Origin of the sequence: Pseudomonas sp. NPDC089758, from assembly GCF_044748705.1 — a bacterium.
In the GTDB taxonomy this organism is placed as follows: domain Bacteria; phylum Pseudomonadota; class Gammaproteobacteria; order Pseudomonadales; family Pseudomonadaceae; genus Aquipseudomonas; species Aquipseudomonas putida_X.
Genome location: NZ_JBIVGN010000003.1, coordinates 327,053 through 344,591, shown reverse-complemented (window position 1 = coordinate 344,591; position 17,539 = coordinate 327,053). Strand labels below are relative to the sequence as shown.

Below are 17,539 nucleotides of genomic sequence, written 5' to 3'. Positions count from 1 at the left end.
GCCCTGTGCAGCCATGCCAGCCAATACTCATCATATAAAGCGCTGGGTGAGCAGGATTATCGGAGAAATACCCATGTCTTACGCAGTAATCGTTACCGGCGGCAAGCAGTACAAAGTCGCTGAAGGTGAATTCCTCAAAATCGAAAAGCTGGAAATCGCCACTGGCGAATCCGTGACTTTCGATCGCGTTCTGCTGGTTGCCAACGGTGAAGAAGTCACCATCGGCGCTCCAGTCGTCGCTGGCGCTAAAGTTGTTGCCGAAGTCGTTTCGCAAGGCCGTCACGATAAAGTACGCATCATCAAGTTCCGTCGCCGTAAGCACCACATGAAGCGTATGGGCCACCGCCAGTGGTTCACCGAGATCAAAATCACCGGTATCCAGGCTTAATCGCTCAGATCCCCTGAATTTATTTGGAGAATTGAACCATGGCTCACAAGAAGGCTGGTGGTAGTACTCGTAACGGTCGCGACTCAGAATCGAAACGCCTTGGCGTGAAGATGTATGGCAGCCAGGTCGTCAAGGCCGGCAACATCATCGTCCGTCAGCGCGGCACCCAGTTCCACGCCGGCTACGGCGTTGGCATGGGCAAGGATCACACCCTGTTCGCCAAGATCGAAGGCGTGATCAAGTTCGAGAAGAAAGGCGAGTTCAACCGCCGTTACGTGAGCATCGTCGCCGCTTAATCGCGACGTCGCTCCAGAAGCCCCGTCATGCGACGGGGCTTTTTCGTTTGTGGTGAGCCTCTTGCAAAGCTGTTTGTATGGGCTGCCGGCGTGGGTTTCTTCGGTCGTACGGGGCCGCCGCGCTCATTTTTGCAAGAGCCTCAGGTTTTTTAAGTATTCAGCTCGTCGGAAGGCGAGAGGCGGTTTTTGAATGAAGTTTGTTGACGAAGTATCCATCCGGGTCAAGGCCGGTGATGGTGGTAACGGTTGCATGAGCTTCCGTCGCGAGAAGTTCATCGAGAACGGTGGCCCCAACGGGGGTGACGGTGGCGATGGCGGCTCGGTGTACATGGTGGCCGACGAAAACCTCAACACCCTGGTTGACTACCGCTATACCCGTCACCACGAAGCCCAGCGCGGCGCCAATGGTGGCAGCACCGATTGCACCGGCAAGAAGGGCGAGGACCTGTTCCTGCGTGTGCCGGTCGGTACCACCGTGATCGACGCCTCCACGCAGGAAGTGATCGGTGACCTGGTCACCCCTGGCCAGAAGCTGATGGTCGCCCAAGGCGGCTGGCACGGCCTGGGCAACACCCGTTTCAAATCCAGCACCAACCGTGCGCCGCGCCAGACCACCCCAGGCAAGCCGGGCGACCAGCGCGACCTGAAGATGGAGCTGAAAGTCCTGGCCGATGTGGGCCTGCTGGGCCTGCCGAATGCCGGCAAGAGCACCTTCATCCGTTCGGTGTCGGCCGCCAAGCCGAAGGTCGCCGACTACCCGTTCACCACCCTGGTACCGAACCTGGGCGTGGTCAGCGTCGACCGCTGGAAGAGCTTCGTCATCGCCGACATCCCCGGCCTGATCGAAGGCGCATCCGACGGTGCCGGCCTGGGTATCCGCTTCCTCAAGCACCTGGCGCGTACCCGCGTGCTGCTGCACCTGGTCGACCTGGCGCCGCTGGACGGCAGCAGCCCGGCCGACGCCGCCGAAGTGATCATCAACGAGCTGACCCGCTTCAGCCCGTCGCTCACCGACCGTGAGCGTTGGTTGGTGCTGAACAAGGCCGACATGCTGATGGACGACGAGCGCGACGAGCGCGTCAAGGAAGTGGTCGAGCGTCTGCAGTGGGAAGGCCCGGTCTACGTGATCTCGGCCATCGCCAAGCAGGGCACCGAGCAGCTCTCTCACGACCTGATGCGCTACATCGAAGACCGCGCCGATCGCCTGGCCAACGACCCGGCCTACGCCGAGGAACTGGCCGACCTGGACCAGCGCATCGAAGACGAAGCCCGCGCCCAGCTGCAGGCCCTGGACGACGCCCGTACCTTGCGTCGTACCGGCGTCAAGAGCGTGCACGACATCGGCGACGATGACGCGTGGGACGATGATTTCGAGGACGACGAAGACGGCCCGGAAATCATTTACGTGCGCGACTGACCGGTTGCAGTACACTAAACGCCGCTCTCTGGAGCGGCGTTTTTGTATCCACGGTATCTACAGATTCGACATAGGTTGGAAGAGAAGATGCGAAGCAAGGTGACTGGCGCCAAGCGCTGGGTCGTGAAGATCGGTAGTGCATTGCTCACGGCCGATGGCAAGGGCCTCGACCGCGGTGCCATGGCCGTATGGGTCGAGCAGATGGTTGCCCTGCGTGAGGCGGGTGTTGAGTTGGTGCTGGTGTCCTCTGGGGCCGTGGCTGCCGGCATGAGCCAGCTGGGCTGGACCGCACGACCGAGCGCGATGAACGAGCTGCAGGCTGCCGCTTCGATCGGCCAGATGCGCCTGGTGCAGGCGTGGGAGTCGAGCTTTGGCGAGCACGGCAAGCACACCGCGCAGATCCTTCTGACTCACGACGACCTGTCCGACCGCAAGCGTTACCTCAACGCCCGCAGCACCTTGCGCACCTTGGTCGACTTGGGCGTGGTGCCGGTGATCAACGAAAACGACACCGTGGTTACCGACGAAATCCGCTTCGGCGACAACGATACCTTGGCCGCGTTGGTGGCGAACCTGGTCGAAGCCGACCTGCTGGTGATCCTCACTGACCGTGACGGCATGTTCGACGCCGACCCGCGTAACAATCCAGAGGCGCAGCTGATCTACGAAGCCCGTGCCGATGACCCAGCGCTCGACGCCGTAGCCGGCGGTACCGGCGGTGCCCTGGGCCGGGGCGGCATGCAGACCAAGCTGCGCGCCGCACGCCTGGCAGCCCGTTCTGGTGCCCACACCATCATCATCGGTGGCCGTATCGAACGGGTACTTGACCGGCTCAAGGCTGGCGAGCGCCTCGGTACCCTGCTGTCGCCTGAGCGCGGCATGCTGGCTGCGCGCAAGCAGTGGCTGGCTGGCCACTTGCAAACCCGCGGCACTCTGGTGCTGGACGCCGGTGCCGTGCAGGCGCTGCGCCAGGCCAACAAGAGTTTGCTGCCGGTAGGTGTGAAGACCGTCCAAGGCAGCTTCCGCCGTGGCGAAATGGTGGTGTGCGTGGGCCCCGACGGCCTGGAAGTGGCCCGTGGCCTTGCCAACTACAGCGCGCTGGAAGCACAGAAAATCATCGGCCAATCGTCCGATGCCATCGAGTCCCTGCTTGGCTACAGCGCCGAGCCGGAGCTGGTCCACCGTGACAACCTGGTGCTGGTATGAACATGCTCAAACGCGTGATTGCCGTGGCGGCCCTGGCGCTGCCGGTGCTGGCAGGGGCCGAGGAAATCGGCCAGGTATCTACGGTGTTCAAGTTCGTCGGGCCCAACGATCGCATCGTGGTCGAGGCCTTCGATGACCCCAAGGTCGAAGGTGTGACCTGCTACCTGTCGCGCGCCAAGACGGGTGGAGTGAAGGGTGGCCTGGGCTTGGCCGAGGACCGTGCCGAGGCGTCGATTGCCTGCCGCCAGGTGGGGCCGATCAACTTCAAGGGTGAGTTGAAAGATGGCGAGGAGGTGTTCAAGGAACGCACCTCGCTGGTGTTCAAGACCATGCAGGTGGTGCGCTTCCTGGACAAGAAGCGCAATACACTGGTGTACCTGGTGTACAGCGACCGCATGATCGAAGGCAGCCCGCAGAATGCGGTGACGGCGATTCCGATTCTGCCTTGGGCCCATTGAGGCAACAGCGGAGGCCTTCGGCCTCCAATCGCCGGCAAGCCGGCTCCCACAGGGTGGAGTGGCCCGGGCATTGAGCTGGTATCCAGCTTCCTGGTGGCAGTCCACACCCCTGTTGGAGCAACTGTCTTGCTCAACTTCTAACAGTTGGCGCGATACCTGTGGGAGCCGGCTTGCCGGCGATGGGCCGCAAAGCGGCCCCGTCACACAGTAATCAGGCCAGCTCCTCGGCCTGATCCTCGCGCACGATCGCCTTTTCCACATCACGACGGCTGATGTACTTCCAGTCCGCTTCGTCGATATAGATGCCATTAGGCCCGCTACCGCCTTCCAGGTCGATCGCCACATGCGCCGATACCTGTGGCTTCACGCTCGCCAGAATCGGTACGAAGCCCAGCTGCAGGCTGGTCTCCAGGAGCGCGGCCTGGTTGCGCTCGTCGATGTCCGCCGCTTCGTCCAGGTAGTAAGGCAGGCGAATACGCCCGGCCAGGTCGCGATCCATCAAGTGCAGCAACAGGTACATGTTGGTCAGCGCCTTGATGGTCATCGTGGTGCCGTTGGAGGCGGCGCCGTCGATGTCGGCGTGAATCACCGGCTGGCTGTTGATCTTGGTGATCTCGAACGCCAGTTCGAACAGGTCTTTGAGGCCCAGCTGGTTGTGGTTGGCCGCCACCAGCCGTGCCAGGTACTCCTTGGCTTCTTCGTTCTTGTGATCCTGCTCCGAATTCTGAGTCAGGTCGAACACCGACAGGGTCTCGCCTTCCTCGTACTGGCCGGCGCTGTGGATGATCTGGTCGATATGCTTGAGCGCTTCCTTGTTCGGCGCCAGTACCACGCGGAAGCTCTGCAGGTTGGAAACCTGGCGCTTGTTGATCTCGCGGTTGAACAGCGCCAGCTGGTGCTCGAGGCTGTCGTAGTCGCTGCGGATGTTGCGCAGGGTGCGGGCGATGTCGGTGACTGCGGCACGGCGCGCCTTGGCCAGGGTCAGAGCCTCGTCGGTGCGGTGGGCATACGCATTGACCAGCAGCTGGAGGCGCCGCTCCATGTCATCTTCACTGTCGAACTTGGCCACGCCCTTCAGACGCACCTGGGCGTACAGCGCCTCGATCTGGTTGTCGACACGCTGCAGGGCCTGCCAGCTGTCCTGGTAATCGTTGAGCAGCGGCAGCAGGTTGTCCATGGAGTCGTCTACCGCTTCCATGAACGGCGTGCCGAACGGCAGGTCGGCAGGCAGCAGCTGGCGGCGGCGCAAAGCGTCTTCCAGGGTGCGCTGCTTGGCTTCCAGGTCGGCGATCTGCCGCCCGACCAGTTGCAGCTTGGCCGACAGTTGCTGGACGCGCTCGGTGAAGGCATCGCTGGAGCGTTTGAGTTCGTCCTGGGCCGCTTCCAATTGCGCCAGTTGTTCCAGCTTCTCCGGCTCTTCAGCCGCCAGGGTTTCGCTGCGACGGTAGTCTTCCAGGGCCTTCTGTGCGTCCAGCACCTCCTGGTACAGGGCTTCGGTCTGGGCTTTGGAGGCGCTGCGGTCGGCGGCCACCGATTGCTGGGTCTTGAGCTGCTTGAGCTCGCGCTCCAGGCGGTCCTTCTGGTCGCGCAGGGCCGCGCGGTCGGCCAGGGCTTGCAGGGCGGGAGGGTCGATGTGCGAAAGATCGATGGAAATGCCCGGGGCCTCGAAGCGCTCGCCCTTGAAGCCATCGAGCACCGCTTCCAGCGATTTCACCCACAGGTCGCTGTCGTCCAGTTCGATACCGCGCTCGCCCAGCGGCAGGCTGAACAGTGCGCCGTTGAACAGGCGCATCAGGCGGTCGACGTCTGCCTGCGAAAACTCTTCGCGCAGGCGGGCGTAGCTGTTGTTGTCGGCGTGGTCGAGCTGCTGCCTGACCTGCTTGAGGCGTTTTTCCAGGTCGCGTACACGCTCGTCGAGGTCTTCGGCAGAGAACTGCCGCGACTGGGCCAAGGCGCCGGCCAGTTCGTCGTGGGCGTCCTTGGCGGCCAGCAGTTGCTGCTCCAGCACTTTGACGTCATCGACCAGGGCAAAGCGGTGCTTGAGCACCGACAGCTCACCGAGCCAGCGCTGGATACCGGTGATTTCACGTTCCAGGCGCATCAGCTCCTGGGTGCCGCCACGCTGGTCGTTCTGCAGGCGATCCTGCTCGCCGCGGTAGTGCTCGGCCTGGATCACCAGCTCTTCCTTGCGCGCCATGGCGTATTCCTGCCAGGTGCCCAGCAGGTTGTCGAGCAGTGGCGAGAGGCGGTGCAGCTTGCCGCGCAGGATGTCGCGCTGGGCCACGCCGCCGGCCAGGGCTTCGACCAGCGGGCCGGCGGCAACCAGCGCGTTGTAGTCCTGCTCCATGCGGCGTACGTCGCGGAAGGCTTCTTCACAGGCGGCGATGTAGTCGACGCTGCCCGAGCGCAGGCTGTGCTCGAATGCGTCGAGGAACAGCTGTTTGAGCTTGGCGGCGGTGATTTCGCGCATGTGCAGCAAGTTGATGAACAGTGCCCGGAAGGTTTTCAGGCTCTGTTCGCTGGTCGAGCGCAGCGGGATCATGGTCAGGTCCAGCGGCACCGACGTGTGGCCGCCGACCAGCAACCGGCGCAGCTCGTCCGGCTTGAGCTCGTAGGCTTTGAGGCCCAGGCGTTCGAGGTTGGTGAACAGCTCTTTCTGGCGCAGGCAGGTGTCGTTCTTCTGGTAGTGGTCCAGGTCCAGTTCACCCTTGTAGGCGAAGAACTGGTGGCCGAAACCGCCGCCCGGCCCGCGCCCGACCACGCCAACCACGTGGGGCCCGTGGGGCAGGTTGAGTTCGCAGAGAATGTACGAGGTGTCGCTGGCGAAGTAGAAGCGGCGCGACTGCTCCAGGCTGTACTTGCCGAAGCTCATGTCGGACATGCGCGCCAGGATCGGGAACTGCAGGGCGTTGATCGAAGCGGATTTGCCCAGGTTGTTGGCGCCGTAGACCGACAGCGGGTGCTCCAGCGGGAACAGGCCCAGGCTGTAGCCGGCGGTGTTGAGCAGTGCGAAGCGGCGGATGCCATAGCGTTCCTGGCTCATGCGTCAATCTCCTGTTGCTCTTCGCGGATGGCCCGGGCCAGGGCCTCTTCTTCGCTTTCTTCGCCCTCGAACGGGGTGAGGTCGAGCGGGTCGTCGGTGTGGGCCAGCGCTTCGGGGCTTTCTTCCTCGACCAGCACCGGCGTTGGCAGCGGCAGATCGCTGTGCAGGCTGGCGGCCAGGTCGCGGTCCTGCTGCACCGACAGGCACACATCGAGGAACCGGTGCATCGGCGGCAGGAAGCGGTAGATCCCGTTTTCCTCGTGGGCGAAGCCGAGCTGGGTCATGCGGCGCATGATCTTTTCTTCCAGCTCGTCGACGGTTTGCACTTCAGCCTGCAGGAACAGGTCACGGTATTTGTCCAGCAGCGAGGGCAGCTCATCACGCCCGATGCTGCCGCCGTCGAGTACCGCCATCGGGTCGCGGCCCTGGTCGGCCAGGTGTTCGACCAGAATGAAGGTGAACAGCGACAGGCGCTGGGCGGTCTTGTTGACCTGCGCGGCGGCCTGCTCGGGGACGAAGTAATAGAAACCGCGGGTATCGCACACCAGCTCGAAGCCCAAGGCCTTGAACAGGGTGCGGTACTGGTCCTGGAAGTTCGACAGCTGGGCGTACAGCTCCGGGTCGCGGCGGCTGATGTGGAACCCTTTGAACAGCTCGCGGAAGATCGGCGCGAGCTGGGACAGTTCGGAAAGATCAAGATGCATTGGCTGGGCTCGCGTTGGTTTCAGGTTGCGCTTCGCGGCTGGATGTCAGGGCGTACGAGCGCAGGCTGACCAGGTGTTCGTGGGTGGTGTACTCGCGCCGTTCCAGGCGTTCGCGCTTGAAGCGCTTCTCACGTGACAGGCGCGAGAACCAGTACAACAGTTCGTCGGTGGCGCCGTCGGGCTCCTGGTCCAGCAGCCAGACCATCAGGTCAGGCAGCGGCAGGGCATCTTCGCAGCGCTCGAGCATTTCCTTGACCGTGCGTGGCGCGCGCGGCAGCGGGCCAGTCTGGGTCTTGTGCGCCTTGGGGAACCTGGCCGGTTTCGGCTCGAAGCGGGCGAGGGCATAAACGTACGCCTCGACCTGGCTGGCGCTGCCCAGGAAGGTGCTCTGCGGCCGGGTGAACAATGGCATGGCCGCCTGCGGCACCGCGTCGATACCTTTGCGCCGGATGACCGACAGGGCCAGGGCGGCGCCGCGGGTCACGGCATTGTGCCGGCGCGCTTCTTCGCGCAGCGGCAGCAGCAGTTCACGGGCGTGGCGCAGGGTCAACTGGGCGCTGGTCTGCATCTCGAGGATGCGCGCATGGGTGCGCAGCAGCATGTCGTCGTCGACCAGGTGGCCCAGGCGCGCCTGTTCGCCGAGCAGTTTCAGCAGCACGGTCTCGACCTTGCGCACGCCCTGTTCGAAGGCGCCGTCGGCGTTGACCAGCTGGATCATCGGCTCGACGTATTCGTCCCAGGTCGCCAGTACTTCGGCATAACGCTGGCGCAGCGGGATCTGGCGGTTGCTGGTCTTGGCCCGTTCGGCCACGGCGACCAGCGCCTGTTCATCGTTGTCGAGCTTCTTCAGCACGTCGCGCACGCGCATGTCGAGCAGGCGCAGCTGGCGCGCCAGGTCATCGCTGTCGCGGTTGTCGAAAGCATCCTGGATATGCCCGGCAAGGCGCTCCAGGTGGCGCAGGTAGGCCTCGATCTCCAGGCACAGGCCCAGACGGTGCTCACGGCGCAGGTAGGCGAGGAAGTCGTGGATCTGGGCGTTGAGCTCGAAACGGTTCGGGCTCTTGGCCACCGGGACCAGGATATCCAGGCGGATCCACACGTCGAGCAGCTGGGTGATGTCCTGCGGCGTGCTTTCCACTTGCTGGCGGCCCAGCTGCTGGCGCAGTTCGACCAGGCTCAGGGTGCCTTGGTCGAAGCGCTCGCACAGCGGCTCGATCAGGGCCCAGTGTTCGGCTAGGGCGCGCAGGACGCGCTTGGGTTCGATCATTGGCGTCTACTCGTTGCCAAGTAAAAAGGGGGCGATTGTACTGCATCCGGGGGTGAGGATTTCACCCCTTGGTCTGTAATCAGGGATAACCCTGAGTTGCCTGGGGGGTTCACTGGCCCCCTGGCCAGTTCAGGCGGCAATTTTCTGCCGACCAGTTGCGGCGCTCGGCAGCCAACAGCGTTAGAATGCCCGCTTGTTCCAGCCCCCCGGATACCCGTGCCTTGCTGACCGAGCCCCGCCGCCGCGCCTACCTTTCCGCCATGCAAGTGGTGCATTGGCTGCCGCGCGCCGAACTGCCGTTCGCTGCGCCGTCGCGGCCCGAGTTGCTGTTGCCGCAGGTTCCGGTCGAGCAGGCCGCGTTCGAGGTCAGGCCTTCGCCAGCCTCTGCCAACGAAGCGCCGGTCGCACCACAGGCGCGCTCCGGGGAGCGGCCGAAAATCGAGATTCCGCGCCCGGGCACTACCCCAAAGCCCGCTGCCAAAGCGGTCGAGGCCGAGGAGCAAGCCCCCGCACCACGCCCGGCCCCCGTGCCGCCACCGCGTTTTTCGCTGCAACTGCTGCGCGCCGGCAACTGCCTGCTGCTGGTGGAATTGGCCACCGGCCAGCCGTTCCAGAGCCGCGACCCGTCCTACCTGCTGCTCAAGGACATGCTACGCGCCGCAGGCCTGCCAGATGCCCCGCAGATCATCGGCGAGCCGGTACGCTGGCCGCTGCTGGTGCGTGGCAACATGGACCAGGGGCCGGAGGCAGCGCGTGATTTCGTCCAGGGCTTCATCCAGGCGCGCCTTGAACAAGCCCCTTGCACCTGCCTTTGGCTGATCGGCATGCCGGCCTTGCGCTTTGCCGCCAATACCGACGCCCAGGCCTATTACCAAGTACTCAAGCTCGACGGCCTGGGCGACGCCTGGGCCTTGCCGGGCCTTGAACTGTTGATGGACGAGCCGCAGCGCAAGGCGGACGTCTGGAAAGCGATGCGCCAGCTGATGGCGCGCTGGAAGAGCGTTGAATGAGTGAATCGATCAGTTTCCGCCCCATGACCGAGGCGGATCTGGATGCCGTGCTTAAGATCGAATATGCCGCGTTCAGCCATCCCTGGACCCGCGGGATTTTCCAGGATGCGCTCAAGTCCTACGAAGTGTGGCTGATGTTCGATGGCCAGCAGCAGGTCGGCCATGGTGTGATCAACGTGATCATCGACGAAGCGCACCTGCTGAACATTACCGTCAAGCCAGAGAACCAGGGGCGTGGCCTGGGGCTGCGCTTGCTCGAGCACCTGATGGCGCGCGCGTATCAGCTCAATGGGCGGGAGTGCTTCCTGGAGGTTCGGGCCAGCAACCAGTCGGCCTATCGCCTGTATGAGCGCTACGGCTTCAACGAGATTGGCCGGCGGCGGGATTACTACCCGGTGGCTGGCGGGCGTGAGGATGCGCTGGTGATGGCGTGTACCTTGCTCGAAGACTGACAATGCGTTGCGTTTGCTGGCCTCTTCGCGGGGCAAGCCCGCGCCCGCAGAGGCCAGCACAGGCTGCATCGATCAAAGATCCTGAAGCCTCTCGATTGGTGCACGCAAATCCCTCAGGGCCCTCGTAACCACCCCGGTATTGCACTTGGCCGCCGCCTGCTCTGGTGGGTACTTGCGTACGGTGCGGAAGAACAATTCACAGGTCTGCTTCTTCTGCGTGACCTGCCACTTGTTCGAGCACGCTTCCAGCGTCAGCTTCGCATCGGCTTGCCGATTGCGCCCCATGCCGGCCTGCCAGCACGCCGCCGTCAGGTCCTGGCCCATCATCTTCAGCCCTGCTGCATCAGCTTCGTCCTCGTTGCCACCATGGCTTTGCTTGTCTGCCGCATACCAGATCGCGCTCGGGTGGTTGGCTCCCAGCACCGGCACGCTGGCGCCCGCCTGCGGGCTGATGCTGACCAGGCCCAGCACGCCGACGCGGGGCCCATACTGCTGCTCGACCCAGCTGCGCACGGGGGCGCCGAAAGCCACCATCGGCAGGGCTGATGCATCGAGGGGCACGGTCATCTCCCTGACCATGCGGGTTTGGTAAGTGTTGAAGTAGCTGTAGGTGTCTTTCAGCGCTTCCCCGGCACTGGCCGGGGCCGCAATCGGGGCGATATCGATGATGGTCTGGTAGGCCGGTGTGTCGCTGGCCGCCACGCCATTGAAGGTCAGCAGCTCTGCCCAGCGGTCCGTGGTGTTGGAGCGCAGGTAGTCCTGGGCCTGGGTCAGCGAATAATCCGGCGGGAAATGCAGCAGCTCGATGCTGCGGCGGTTCTGCAGGGCCATGCCCAACGGCAGGAACAGGTACCAGTCGTAGGACCATTTGCCGTCCCTGTTCAGCTCGGTGGCGCCTTGGTAGGCCAGCTCGCCGCTGTCGAGCAGCTGGCGCAGTGGCTCGGTATAACTGGCTGGCACATCGCTGATGGTCGCGTGCAGGCGGTCTGCGTCGCGGCTCACGTGCACCTGGGCGCCAGCGTAGCCGTCGCGGCGTACGCTCATGGTCAGGTAGTGCTCGACCGTCTGCTCCAGCGTCCATGGGCGAAAGCAGATCACGTGGCAGTTGTTGGGGAATGCGAACAGGCGAGTGACACGCTGGGCATCGCCCAGGTCGAGCTGAGCATCGGCTGCGGCCAGCCCGCTGAAGGCGAGGGCGGCCAGGCTGGGTAAGGCAATCTTGTGCATGCTTAACTCCTTGTAATGGCCGCCCCGATTGGCGGCGATGCTCATACTGGGGCAGAGGGAGCGGGGATGAAAAGGACGAAATGGCTGCTGATGGCCACAAGCCTGATGCTGGGCGGCGTGGCTCAGGCCGATGAACGTGACCTGTGGATGTTCGCGCAGTGGGCCGGGGATCATCAGACCCGGCCCTTCCGTGAGATGTTGGTGGATGCCCGCCTGTATGGCGTGGTGCCGATTCATCAGCTGCTGCGCTCGGCCTCCGACTGGCGGCTGTGCAAGGCTTCACCGTTTGCCGTGCCGCCGCCAGGCAACTGGCCGGCGGTGCGTTCCACGCTGGCGCTGATCAAGACGCTGGCTGATGAAGGCATCCTGCGTCAGTTCGAAGTGGTCTCGGCCTACCGTGACCCTGGCTTGAACAGGTGTGCAGGGGGCGCCGTGAACAGCGCACACACCCGTGCCTTCGCCGTCGATATCCTCTTGCCGGGCTGGGCCGACCCCAATCCGTTGTGCCGCTTCTGGCAGCAGCATGGCCAGGCCTGGGGCATGGGGCTGGGCCGCTACCCGACGGGCCGCATCCATATCGACACCGCGGGCTATCGCACCTGGGGCGGTGATGGCAGTCCTGGCTCGTCGTTCTGCAGCAAGTGAAATTGACTTATTGTCAGATGCTTTGGCTGATCGGTTGGAGATTGTTAAAAATGCCTTCTAAGAAAACTAGCATTTTTAACAGTATCCCAAGGTCGGAGTATCGTGAATGATGATCCTCGATCATTCATAGGATATGCACCGTGAAACGCTCCGACAATGATGCTATACAAAAGCGAATGCGGGTTTCGGATAACCTGGGTTCTGTAGTGAGCGAGTCCGGGGTGGAGCGCAGATCGGTAGCCTACACTCCTTATGGTCTTGCCCCGAACATGGAGTCGCTGACAGGTTTTTTAGGCCAGATGCGGTCGTTGTTGCCAGAGGGCTATTTTCTCGGTAATGGATATCGTTTTTATAATACGATTCTCATGCGGTTCAATTCGCCTGATGAACTTAGTCCATTCGAAGCGGGAGGGTTGAATGCCTATGCTTATTGTGCAGGAGATCCCGTGAATCGGACAGATCCTAGTGGCCGCATGTACTATGCTGGAACGGGGAGGATTTACGATTGGATGCTCCCCAGTAAATCGCCGCAGGGAAGTCAAAGTTCAATGCTAAGGTCCAGGTCCAGGTCCAGGTCCAGGTCCCCTGTACACGTAGTACCGAGGTCGCCCTCCCCTACAAACCAAAATCGGCCATTGACCCCTGCGCAGCTTAGCCGGGAGGGGGTAGCGGCCAGTTCACGATCGCCAAACCGGGAGTCTAAGCGCACTCAGCTGTGGGTGACCAAAGAAATCGCAGATCGTGCTATACACAAAGTTCAATTAAGCCAGGCAAGTATGTTTGTGGGGCCAGACGGTGAGTCTAATAGGGAGCTGGTAATTAAATATATAGAGCTCAGGCGATTACATAAATCTTGGGAGGCGCTTTACTTGATGCAGGTGAGCGCTCCATCAACTAGTGATGTCGCAAAGTTGGTGGAACATGGTAGCAAGGCCTTAGCGAACACTGCGTATGAAATTCGCAATAGGACTGATAGATAATTGACAATGCAGCGGGGTTCGCTCAGGTTCTGTACGAAATCCGGAGGCACTCAATGGGCGCCTACGCTGAGACTTTGTAAAGTTACCCGCCATCAGCGGCAAGGTGTTCGGTGACAGGTCTGCAAAATGATCGATTCAGCCGCGGTGCGCGCAAACCGCGCCTCAATTGGCGCTCGGAAGAAAAGGGGCTGACGAACCTGCCGATCACGCTCTTGGCTGCAGTCGCGGTGGCCTGGCGACCAAGATCCAACAGGTGCGATCTCACGATCGATGCCACACAACCTGTCAATTATTCGAGGGCAAAAGAAAAGGGCCTACCTTGCGGTAAGCCCTTTTCAAGTTTGGTGGCTACACAGGGACTTGAACCCCGGACCCCAGCATTATGAATGCTATGCTCTAACCAACTGAGCTATGTAGCCGATGGCGCGCATTATTCCCTTGTGATGCCCCTCTGTCAACACTCATTTCAAAAAAAATTTGCACGCTTTCAAAAACTTAGCCGCCCAGCCTGGTTTCAGCGCACGATCAGCCATTGGCCGAGAATGCTGTACAGCTGCAGATGCTGCTCGGCAACCAGCGCGTCGAGGGTTTCTGCAGCGCGGTCGAGGTCGAAGTCGCCGCTTACCCGCCGCTGCGCCAAGCGCCCGCGTTTTTGATAACGGCCTTTTGCACCGGGCCGATCCGCGCCTCGGTGAAGGTCACCCGCTCACCCGCAGACACCATACGCTGGTCGCTACCCTGGGCGATCAGGGCTTTGCCATTGAGTACCACCAGTTCGTCATGCTCGGCATGACGCGCCACCATCAGGCGAGTACCGAACACCTGGATACGCGAATCATCCACCTGCAGTTCAAGGGCGCGGCCGTCGAGCGCCACGTGCACCTCTACCTGGCCCTGCACAACCTGCAACAGGCGGGTGCGCCCGCGCAGGTCGACATTCAGTGCACTCGCGCTGCCCATGTGCAGGGTAGAGCCATCGGCCAGGCGCACGCTGCGCCGCTCGCCAGCGCCAGTGTGCAGGTCGCTGCCCAGGCGCTGCATCAGTGGCCAGTAAAGGTACGCCGCCACGCTCAGCGCCAGCAGGAACAGCAATGCCAGCGCTTTGCCGAGGTGGCTGCGCCGCACGGTGAGCTGGCGCGGGCGGGGCCGTGCCGGTGGCGCCTGCAATTGCTGCCAGCAAGCTTCGAGCTCGGCGTAGGCATGGGCGTTGAGCGGGGCCTGGCACCAGCGGGCGAAAGCCTGCCGTTCACGATCATCGCAGCCAGGCTGGCGCAGGCGGGAGAACCACGCGAGTGCTTCCTGTTGCGCGTCGGCCGGAATCTGCGTGGCGGGCATCGGGCTCATGTTGAAAATGTGCTCGCTAAAGGGCGTTATCGCCCAACGATTACGGGAATTTTCGGTGAGGATGCTAAATATATTGAGAACCATTTGCAAGTGCGCGGTTAAGCGGGATAAAAAGGTAGCTATGTATCCATTTGTTTCCTGATAATCGGATCCCACACCTGAGGACGGAACTCAAACTCATGGCCATCAGCAGCACCTCCACTGCCAGCACCGGTTCGGCAAGCCAAGCCAACCCCCTGGTGATGCGCATCATCGCCTTCTGTGCACTGGCGCACCTGATCAATGACCTCATCCAGTCGGTGCTGCCGGCGATCTACCCGATGCTCAAGGCCAATTACGACCTGAGTTTCACCCAGATCGGCCTGATCACACTGACCTTTCAGATAACGGCGTCGTTGCTGCAGCCCTGGGTTGGCTTCTTCACCGACCGCCGGCCGACACCGAACCTGTTGCCGCTCGGCACCCTGTGCACATTGGTGGGTATCGTCATGCTGGCTTTCGTCGGCAGCTTCCCGATGATCTTGCTGGCTTCTGCACTGGTGGGTATCGGCTCGTCGACCTTCCACCCGGAGACCTCGCGGATTGCGCGGCTGGCCTCAGGCGGGCGTTTCGGCCTGGCGCAGTCGACCTTTCAGGTGGGTGGCAACGCTGGCTCGGCCTTTGGCCCGCTGCTGGCGGCGGCCATCGTCATCCCGTTCGGCCAGACCCATGTGGCATGGTTCGGCGTGGCAGGGCTGCTGTTCTTCGCCGTGACCCTGATGCTGCGCCGCTGGTACACCGAGCACCTCAACCAGGCCAAGGCACGCAAGGTGGTGCAGGCCACCCATGGCATCTCGCGCAAGCGCGTGATCGCGGCGTTGGTCGTCCTGGGCCTGCTGGTGTTCTCCAAGTACTTCTACATGGCCAGTTTCACCAGCTACTTCACCTTCTATCTGATCGAGAAGTTCGATCTGTCGGTGGCCAGCTCGCAGTTGCACCTGTTCCTGTTCCTTGGCGCGGTCGCGGCCGGCACCTTTTTTGGTGGGCCCATCGGTGACCGTATCGGGCGCAAGGCGGTCATCTGGTTCTCCATCCTCGGTGTGGCGCCTTTCACCCTGGCGCTGCCGTACGCCGATCTGTTCTGGACCACCGTGCTTAGCGTGGTCATTGGCTTCATCCTGGCGTCGGCGTTCTCGGCGATCGTGGTGTACGCCCAGGAGCTGGTACCGGGCAGTGTGGGCATGATTGCCGGGGTCTTCTTCGGGCTGATGTTCGGCTTCGGCGGGATTGGCGCGGCGCTGCTGGGGTACGTCGCGGATTTGCGCGGCATCGAGTACGTGTATGGCGTATGTTCGTTCCTGCCATTGTTCGGCCTGTTGGCGGTGTTTCTGCCTAACACGGGTAAGCGCTGAGCAGGGGCTGCTTTGCAGCCCAATCGCCGGCAAGCCGGCTCCCACGAGGGATTCGCGCCACCGGTTGGACGTTGAGCCAGACATTGGATGGGTGTCCAACTTCCTCGGGGTAGGCCGCCATCTTGTGGGAGTCGGCTTGCCGGCGATCACCGGTGAAGCCGGTGCCATGCGCCACCTTCACCGGCAAGACCGCCGCTTGCACTGTCGGGGCAGTGCTGCTGCGCGCGGTGGGCGCGGGCAATTGACGGCTCAACCTGGCTTGGCCTAGAGTGCCGCCTCTTGTCTCCAACCTGCGTAGTAGCCAAAGCAATGCGCCGTACCCCATCCCTTCCATACGCCCGCCAGCCTGCCCTCCAGGCCATGCGTCGCGCGTGGCCGAGCGATACGGTGCTCAAGCGTCGCCGCAGTGTGCTGTTTGCCTTTACCTTCTCGCCACACCTCGCCCTGAACTGACCTGCGCCCCTGCGTCACCCGCTTTCCCGGCGTGCGCCCGGGCGCCTGTATCTGCGCGTCTTTTCAGTTTGCTTGGAGTGGTACATGAATATGCGTTTGCTGGCGGGCCTTCTGTTCGCCGTGTCTGTGGTTGGCTTCAGCCTGGGAGCCAGCCTGCCGCTGGTGTCGTTGCGCCTGCATGAGGCCGGCGCCGGCACCTTGCAGATCGGTATCATCTCGGCCATACCCGCGGCGGGGATGATGCTGTCGGCGTTCATGGTCGACGCCTGTTGCCGGTACCTGCCCCGGCGCACCATCTACCTGCTGTGCTTCAGCCTGTGCACCGTCAGCATCGCCTTGCTGGAGCTGGCCTTCGATTCGGTCTGGATGCTGGCCCTGCTACGCCTGGGCCTGGGTATCGGGATGGGCATCGCAATCATCCTGGGTGAGTCGTGGGTCAACGAACTGTGCCCGGACCACAACCGCGGCAAGATCATGGCGCTTTACGCCACCAGCTTCACCGGCTTCCAGGTGCTCGGCCCGGCGATGCTCGCAGTGATCGGCGCCAACAGCCCGTGGATCACCGGTGTGGTGAGCCTGTGCTACGGCCTGGCGCTGGTGTGCATTGTGCTGACCGTGCCGAACGATCATGTGGAGCATGGTGACGAGGGTGAGAAAAGCTTCGGCCTGGCGGGCTTCTTCCGCGTCGCCCCGGCGTTGTGCGTGGCAGTGCTGTTCTTCTCGTTCTTCGATGCGGTCGTGCTGTCGTTGTTGCCGGTGTACGCCACCAGCCATGGGTTTGCCGTGGGTGTGGCGGCGCTGATGGTGACGGTGGTGTTCGCCGGTGACATGGTTTTCCAGTTGCCGCTGGGCTGGCTGGCCGACCGGGTCGAGCGTACCGGGCTGCACCTGGTGTGCGGGCTGGTGGCGATGGCAATCGGTATCGCCTTGCCGTGGCTGCTGCAGATGACCTGGCTGCTGTGGCCGCTGCTGGTGGTGCTTGGCGCCGTGGCAGGCGGTATCTACACCTTGGCGTTGGTGCTGATCGGGCAGCGTTTCAAGGGCCAGGACCTTGTCACCGCCAATGCCAGCGTCGGCTTGTTGTGGGGCGTCGGCAGCCTGGTCGGGCCGCTGGTCAGCGGCGCGGCGATGGATGTGGCGCCGCATGGGTTGCCGATGGCGCTGGCGATCATGGCAGGGCTGTTCGTGTGCGTTGCCCGGCAGTCGTACCGGCGGGCCGGTAAGCTGCGGGCAGTGGCGGACTGAAGCGTGTCGTTGC

At 62.8% G+C, this 17,539-nt stretch carries 15 protein-coding genes, 1 tRNA gene and 2 pseudogenes; 12 read left to right on the top strand and 6 right to left on the bottom strand.

Annotation, left to right across the window (positions count from 1 at the left end; translation table 11 throughout):
* Window positions 1-73: 73 nt before the first annotated feature.
* The 5 genes from rplU to ACIPZH_RS06195 all read left to right on the top strand — a co-directional run bounded on the left by rplU (window position 74) and on the right by ACIPZH_RS06195 (window position 3,765).
* Window positions 74-388 (top strand): 50S ribosomal protein L21, encoded by a 315-nt coding sequence (gene rplU / locus ACIPZH_RS06215; protein WP_008092021.1) that lies wholly within the window; start codon window positions 74-76, stop codon window positions 386-388.
* Window positions 389-426: 38 nt separating this feature from the next.
* On the top strand, window positions 427-684 hold the full coding sequence (rpmA, locus tag ACIPZH_RS06210; protein ID WP_008092023.1) for a 50S ribosomal protein L27: 258 nt from the start codon (window positions 427-429) through the stop codon (window positions 682-684).
* A 190-nt stretch (window positions 685-874) separates the two neighbouring features.
* Complete coding sequence (gene cgtA / locus ACIPZH_RS06205) at window positions 875-2,101, top strand: Obg family GTPase CgtA (protein ID WP_241806290.1); 1,227 nt, start codon at window positions 875-877, stop codon at window positions 2,099-2,101.
* Between the two features lie 87 nt (window positions 2,102-2,188).
* Window positions 2,189-3,307 carry a glutamate 5-kinase gene (gene proB, locus ACIPZH_RS06200; RefSeq protein WP_241806291.1) on the top strand — a complete coding sequence of 373 codons (1,119 nt, stop codon included), beginning with the start codon at window positions 2,189-2,191 and terminating at the stop codon, window positions 3,305-3,307.
* A complete protein-coding gene (locus ACIPZH_RS06195; protein WP_267818821.1) occupies window positions 3,304-3,765 on the top strand; it encodes a CreA family protein in 462 nt (153 codons plus the stop codon). Before proB ends, ACIPZH_RS06195 begins: the two co-directional genes overlap by 4 nt.
* A 211-nt stretch (window positions 3,766-3,976) precedes the next feature.
* On the opposite strand, the gene mksF is transcribed toward ACIPZH_RS06195, so the two are convergent.
* The 3 genes from mksF to mksB are packed head-to-tail and all read right to left on the bottom strand — an operon-like array spanning window position 3,977 to window position 8,779.
* The gene (gene mksF / locus ACIPZH_RS06190; protein ID WP_400635560.1) at window positions 3,977-6,808 is read right to left on the bottom strand and encodes an Mks condensin complex protein MksF; all 2,832 of its coding nucleotides are present in this window, start codon (window positions 6,806-6,808) and stop codon (window positions 3,977-3,979) included.
* Window positions 6,805-7,512 carry an Mks condensin complex protein MksE gene (gene mksE / locus ACIPZH_RS06185; RefSeq protein WP_241806294.1) on the bottom strand — a complete coding sequence of 236 codons (708 nt, stop codon included), beginning with the start codon at window positions 7,510-7,512 and terminating at the stop codon, window positions 6,805-6,807. Before mksE ends, mksF begins: the two co-directional genes overlap by 4 nt.
* The gene (mksB, locus tag ACIPZH_RS06180) at window positions 7,502-8,779 is read right to left on the bottom strand and encodes an Mks condensin complex protein MksB (RefSeq protein ID WP_241806295.1); all 1,278 of its coding nucleotides are present in this window, start codon (window positions 8,777-8,779) and stop codon (window positions 7,502-7,504) included. The genes mksE and mksB overlap by 11 nt, the downstream gene beginning before the upstream one ends.
* Window positions 8,780-9,000: 221 nt before the next feature.
* On the opposite strand from mksB, the gene ACIPZH_RS06175 reads away from it, so the two are divergent.
* A complete protein-coding gene (locus tag ACIPZH_RS06175) occupies window positions 9,001-9,789 on the top strand; it encodes an energy transducer TonB (protein WP_400635622.1) in 789 nt (262 codons plus the stop codon).
* Window positions 9,786-10,241 carry a ribosomal protein S18-alanine N-acetyltransferase gene (gene rimI, locus ACIPZH_RS06170; protein WP_012316291.1) on the top strand — a complete coding sequence of 152 codons (456 nt, stop codon included), beginning with the start codon at window positions 9,786-9,788 and terminating at the stop codon, window positions 10,239-10,241. The genes ACIPZH_RS06175 and rimI overlap by 4 nt, the downstream gene beginning before the upstream one ends.
* Window positions 10,242-10,313: 72 nt before the next feature.
* Here rimI and ACIPZH_RS06165 read toward each other — a convergent pair whose 3' ends face one another.
* Window positions 10,314-11,468: a hypothetical protein gene (locus tag ACIPZH_RS06165; RefSeq protein WP_400635557.1), complete on the bottom strand. Its 1,155-nt coding sequence runs from the start codon at window positions 11,466-11,468 to the stop codon at window positions 10,314-10,316.
* Between the two features lie 66 nt (window positions 11,469-11,534).
* Here ACIPZH_RS06165 and ACIPZH_RS06160 point away from each other — a divergent pair, with 66 nt between their 5' ends.
* The 3 genes and pseudogenes from ACIPZH_RS06160 to ACIPZH_RS06150 form a co-directional block, all read left to right on the top strand.
* Window positions 11,535-12,113: a YcbK family protein gene (locus ACIPZH_RS06160; protein WP_400635555.1), complete on the top strand. Its 579-nt coding sequence runs from the start codon at window positions 11,535-11,537 to the stop codon at window positions 12,111-12,113.
* Between the two features lie 176 nt (window positions 12,114-12,289).
* Complete coding sequence (locus ACIPZH_RS06155; RefSeq protein ID WP_400635620.1) at window positions 12,290-13,093, top strand: RHS repeat-associated core domain-containing protein; 804 nt, start codon at window positions 12,290-12,292, stop codon at window positions 13,091-13,093.
* 126 nt (window positions 13,094-13,219) lie between these two features.
* Window positions 13,220-13,349: pseudogene (locus tag ACIPZH_RS06150) on the top strand (IS5/IS1182 family transposase); the annotation flags it as partial.
* A gap of 86 nt (window positions 13,350-13,435) precedes the next feature.
* Here the strand turns inward: ACIPZH_RS06150 and ACIPZH_RS06145 are convergent.
* Window positions 13,436-13,512 (bottom strand) — tRNA-Met (locus ACIPZH_RS06145).
* Window positions 13,513-13,607: 95 nt separating this feature from the next.
* Window positions 13,608-14,437: pseudogene (locus ACIPZH_RS06140) on the bottom strand (FecR family protein).
* 179 nt (window positions 14,438-14,616) lie between these two features.
* Here ACIPZH_RS06140 and ACIPZH_RS06135 point away from each other — a divergent pair.
* Together ACIPZH_RS06135 and ACIPZH_RS06130 are read left to right on the top strand one after the other, a co-directional pair.
* Window positions 14,617-15,828, top strand: a complete 1,212-nt coding sequence (locus ACIPZH_RS06135) for an MFS transporter (RefSeq protein ID WP_115273844.1) — start codon at window positions 14,617-14,619, stop codon at window positions 15,826-15,828.
* 537 nt (window positions 15,829-16,365) lie between these two features.
* Window positions 16,366-17,526, top strand: a complete 1,161-nt coding sequence (locus ACIPZH_RS06130) for an MFS transporter (protein ID WP_400625909.1) — start codon at window positions 16,366-16,368, stop codon at window positions 17,524-17,526.
* Window positions 17,527-17,539: the final 13 nt, after the last annotated feature.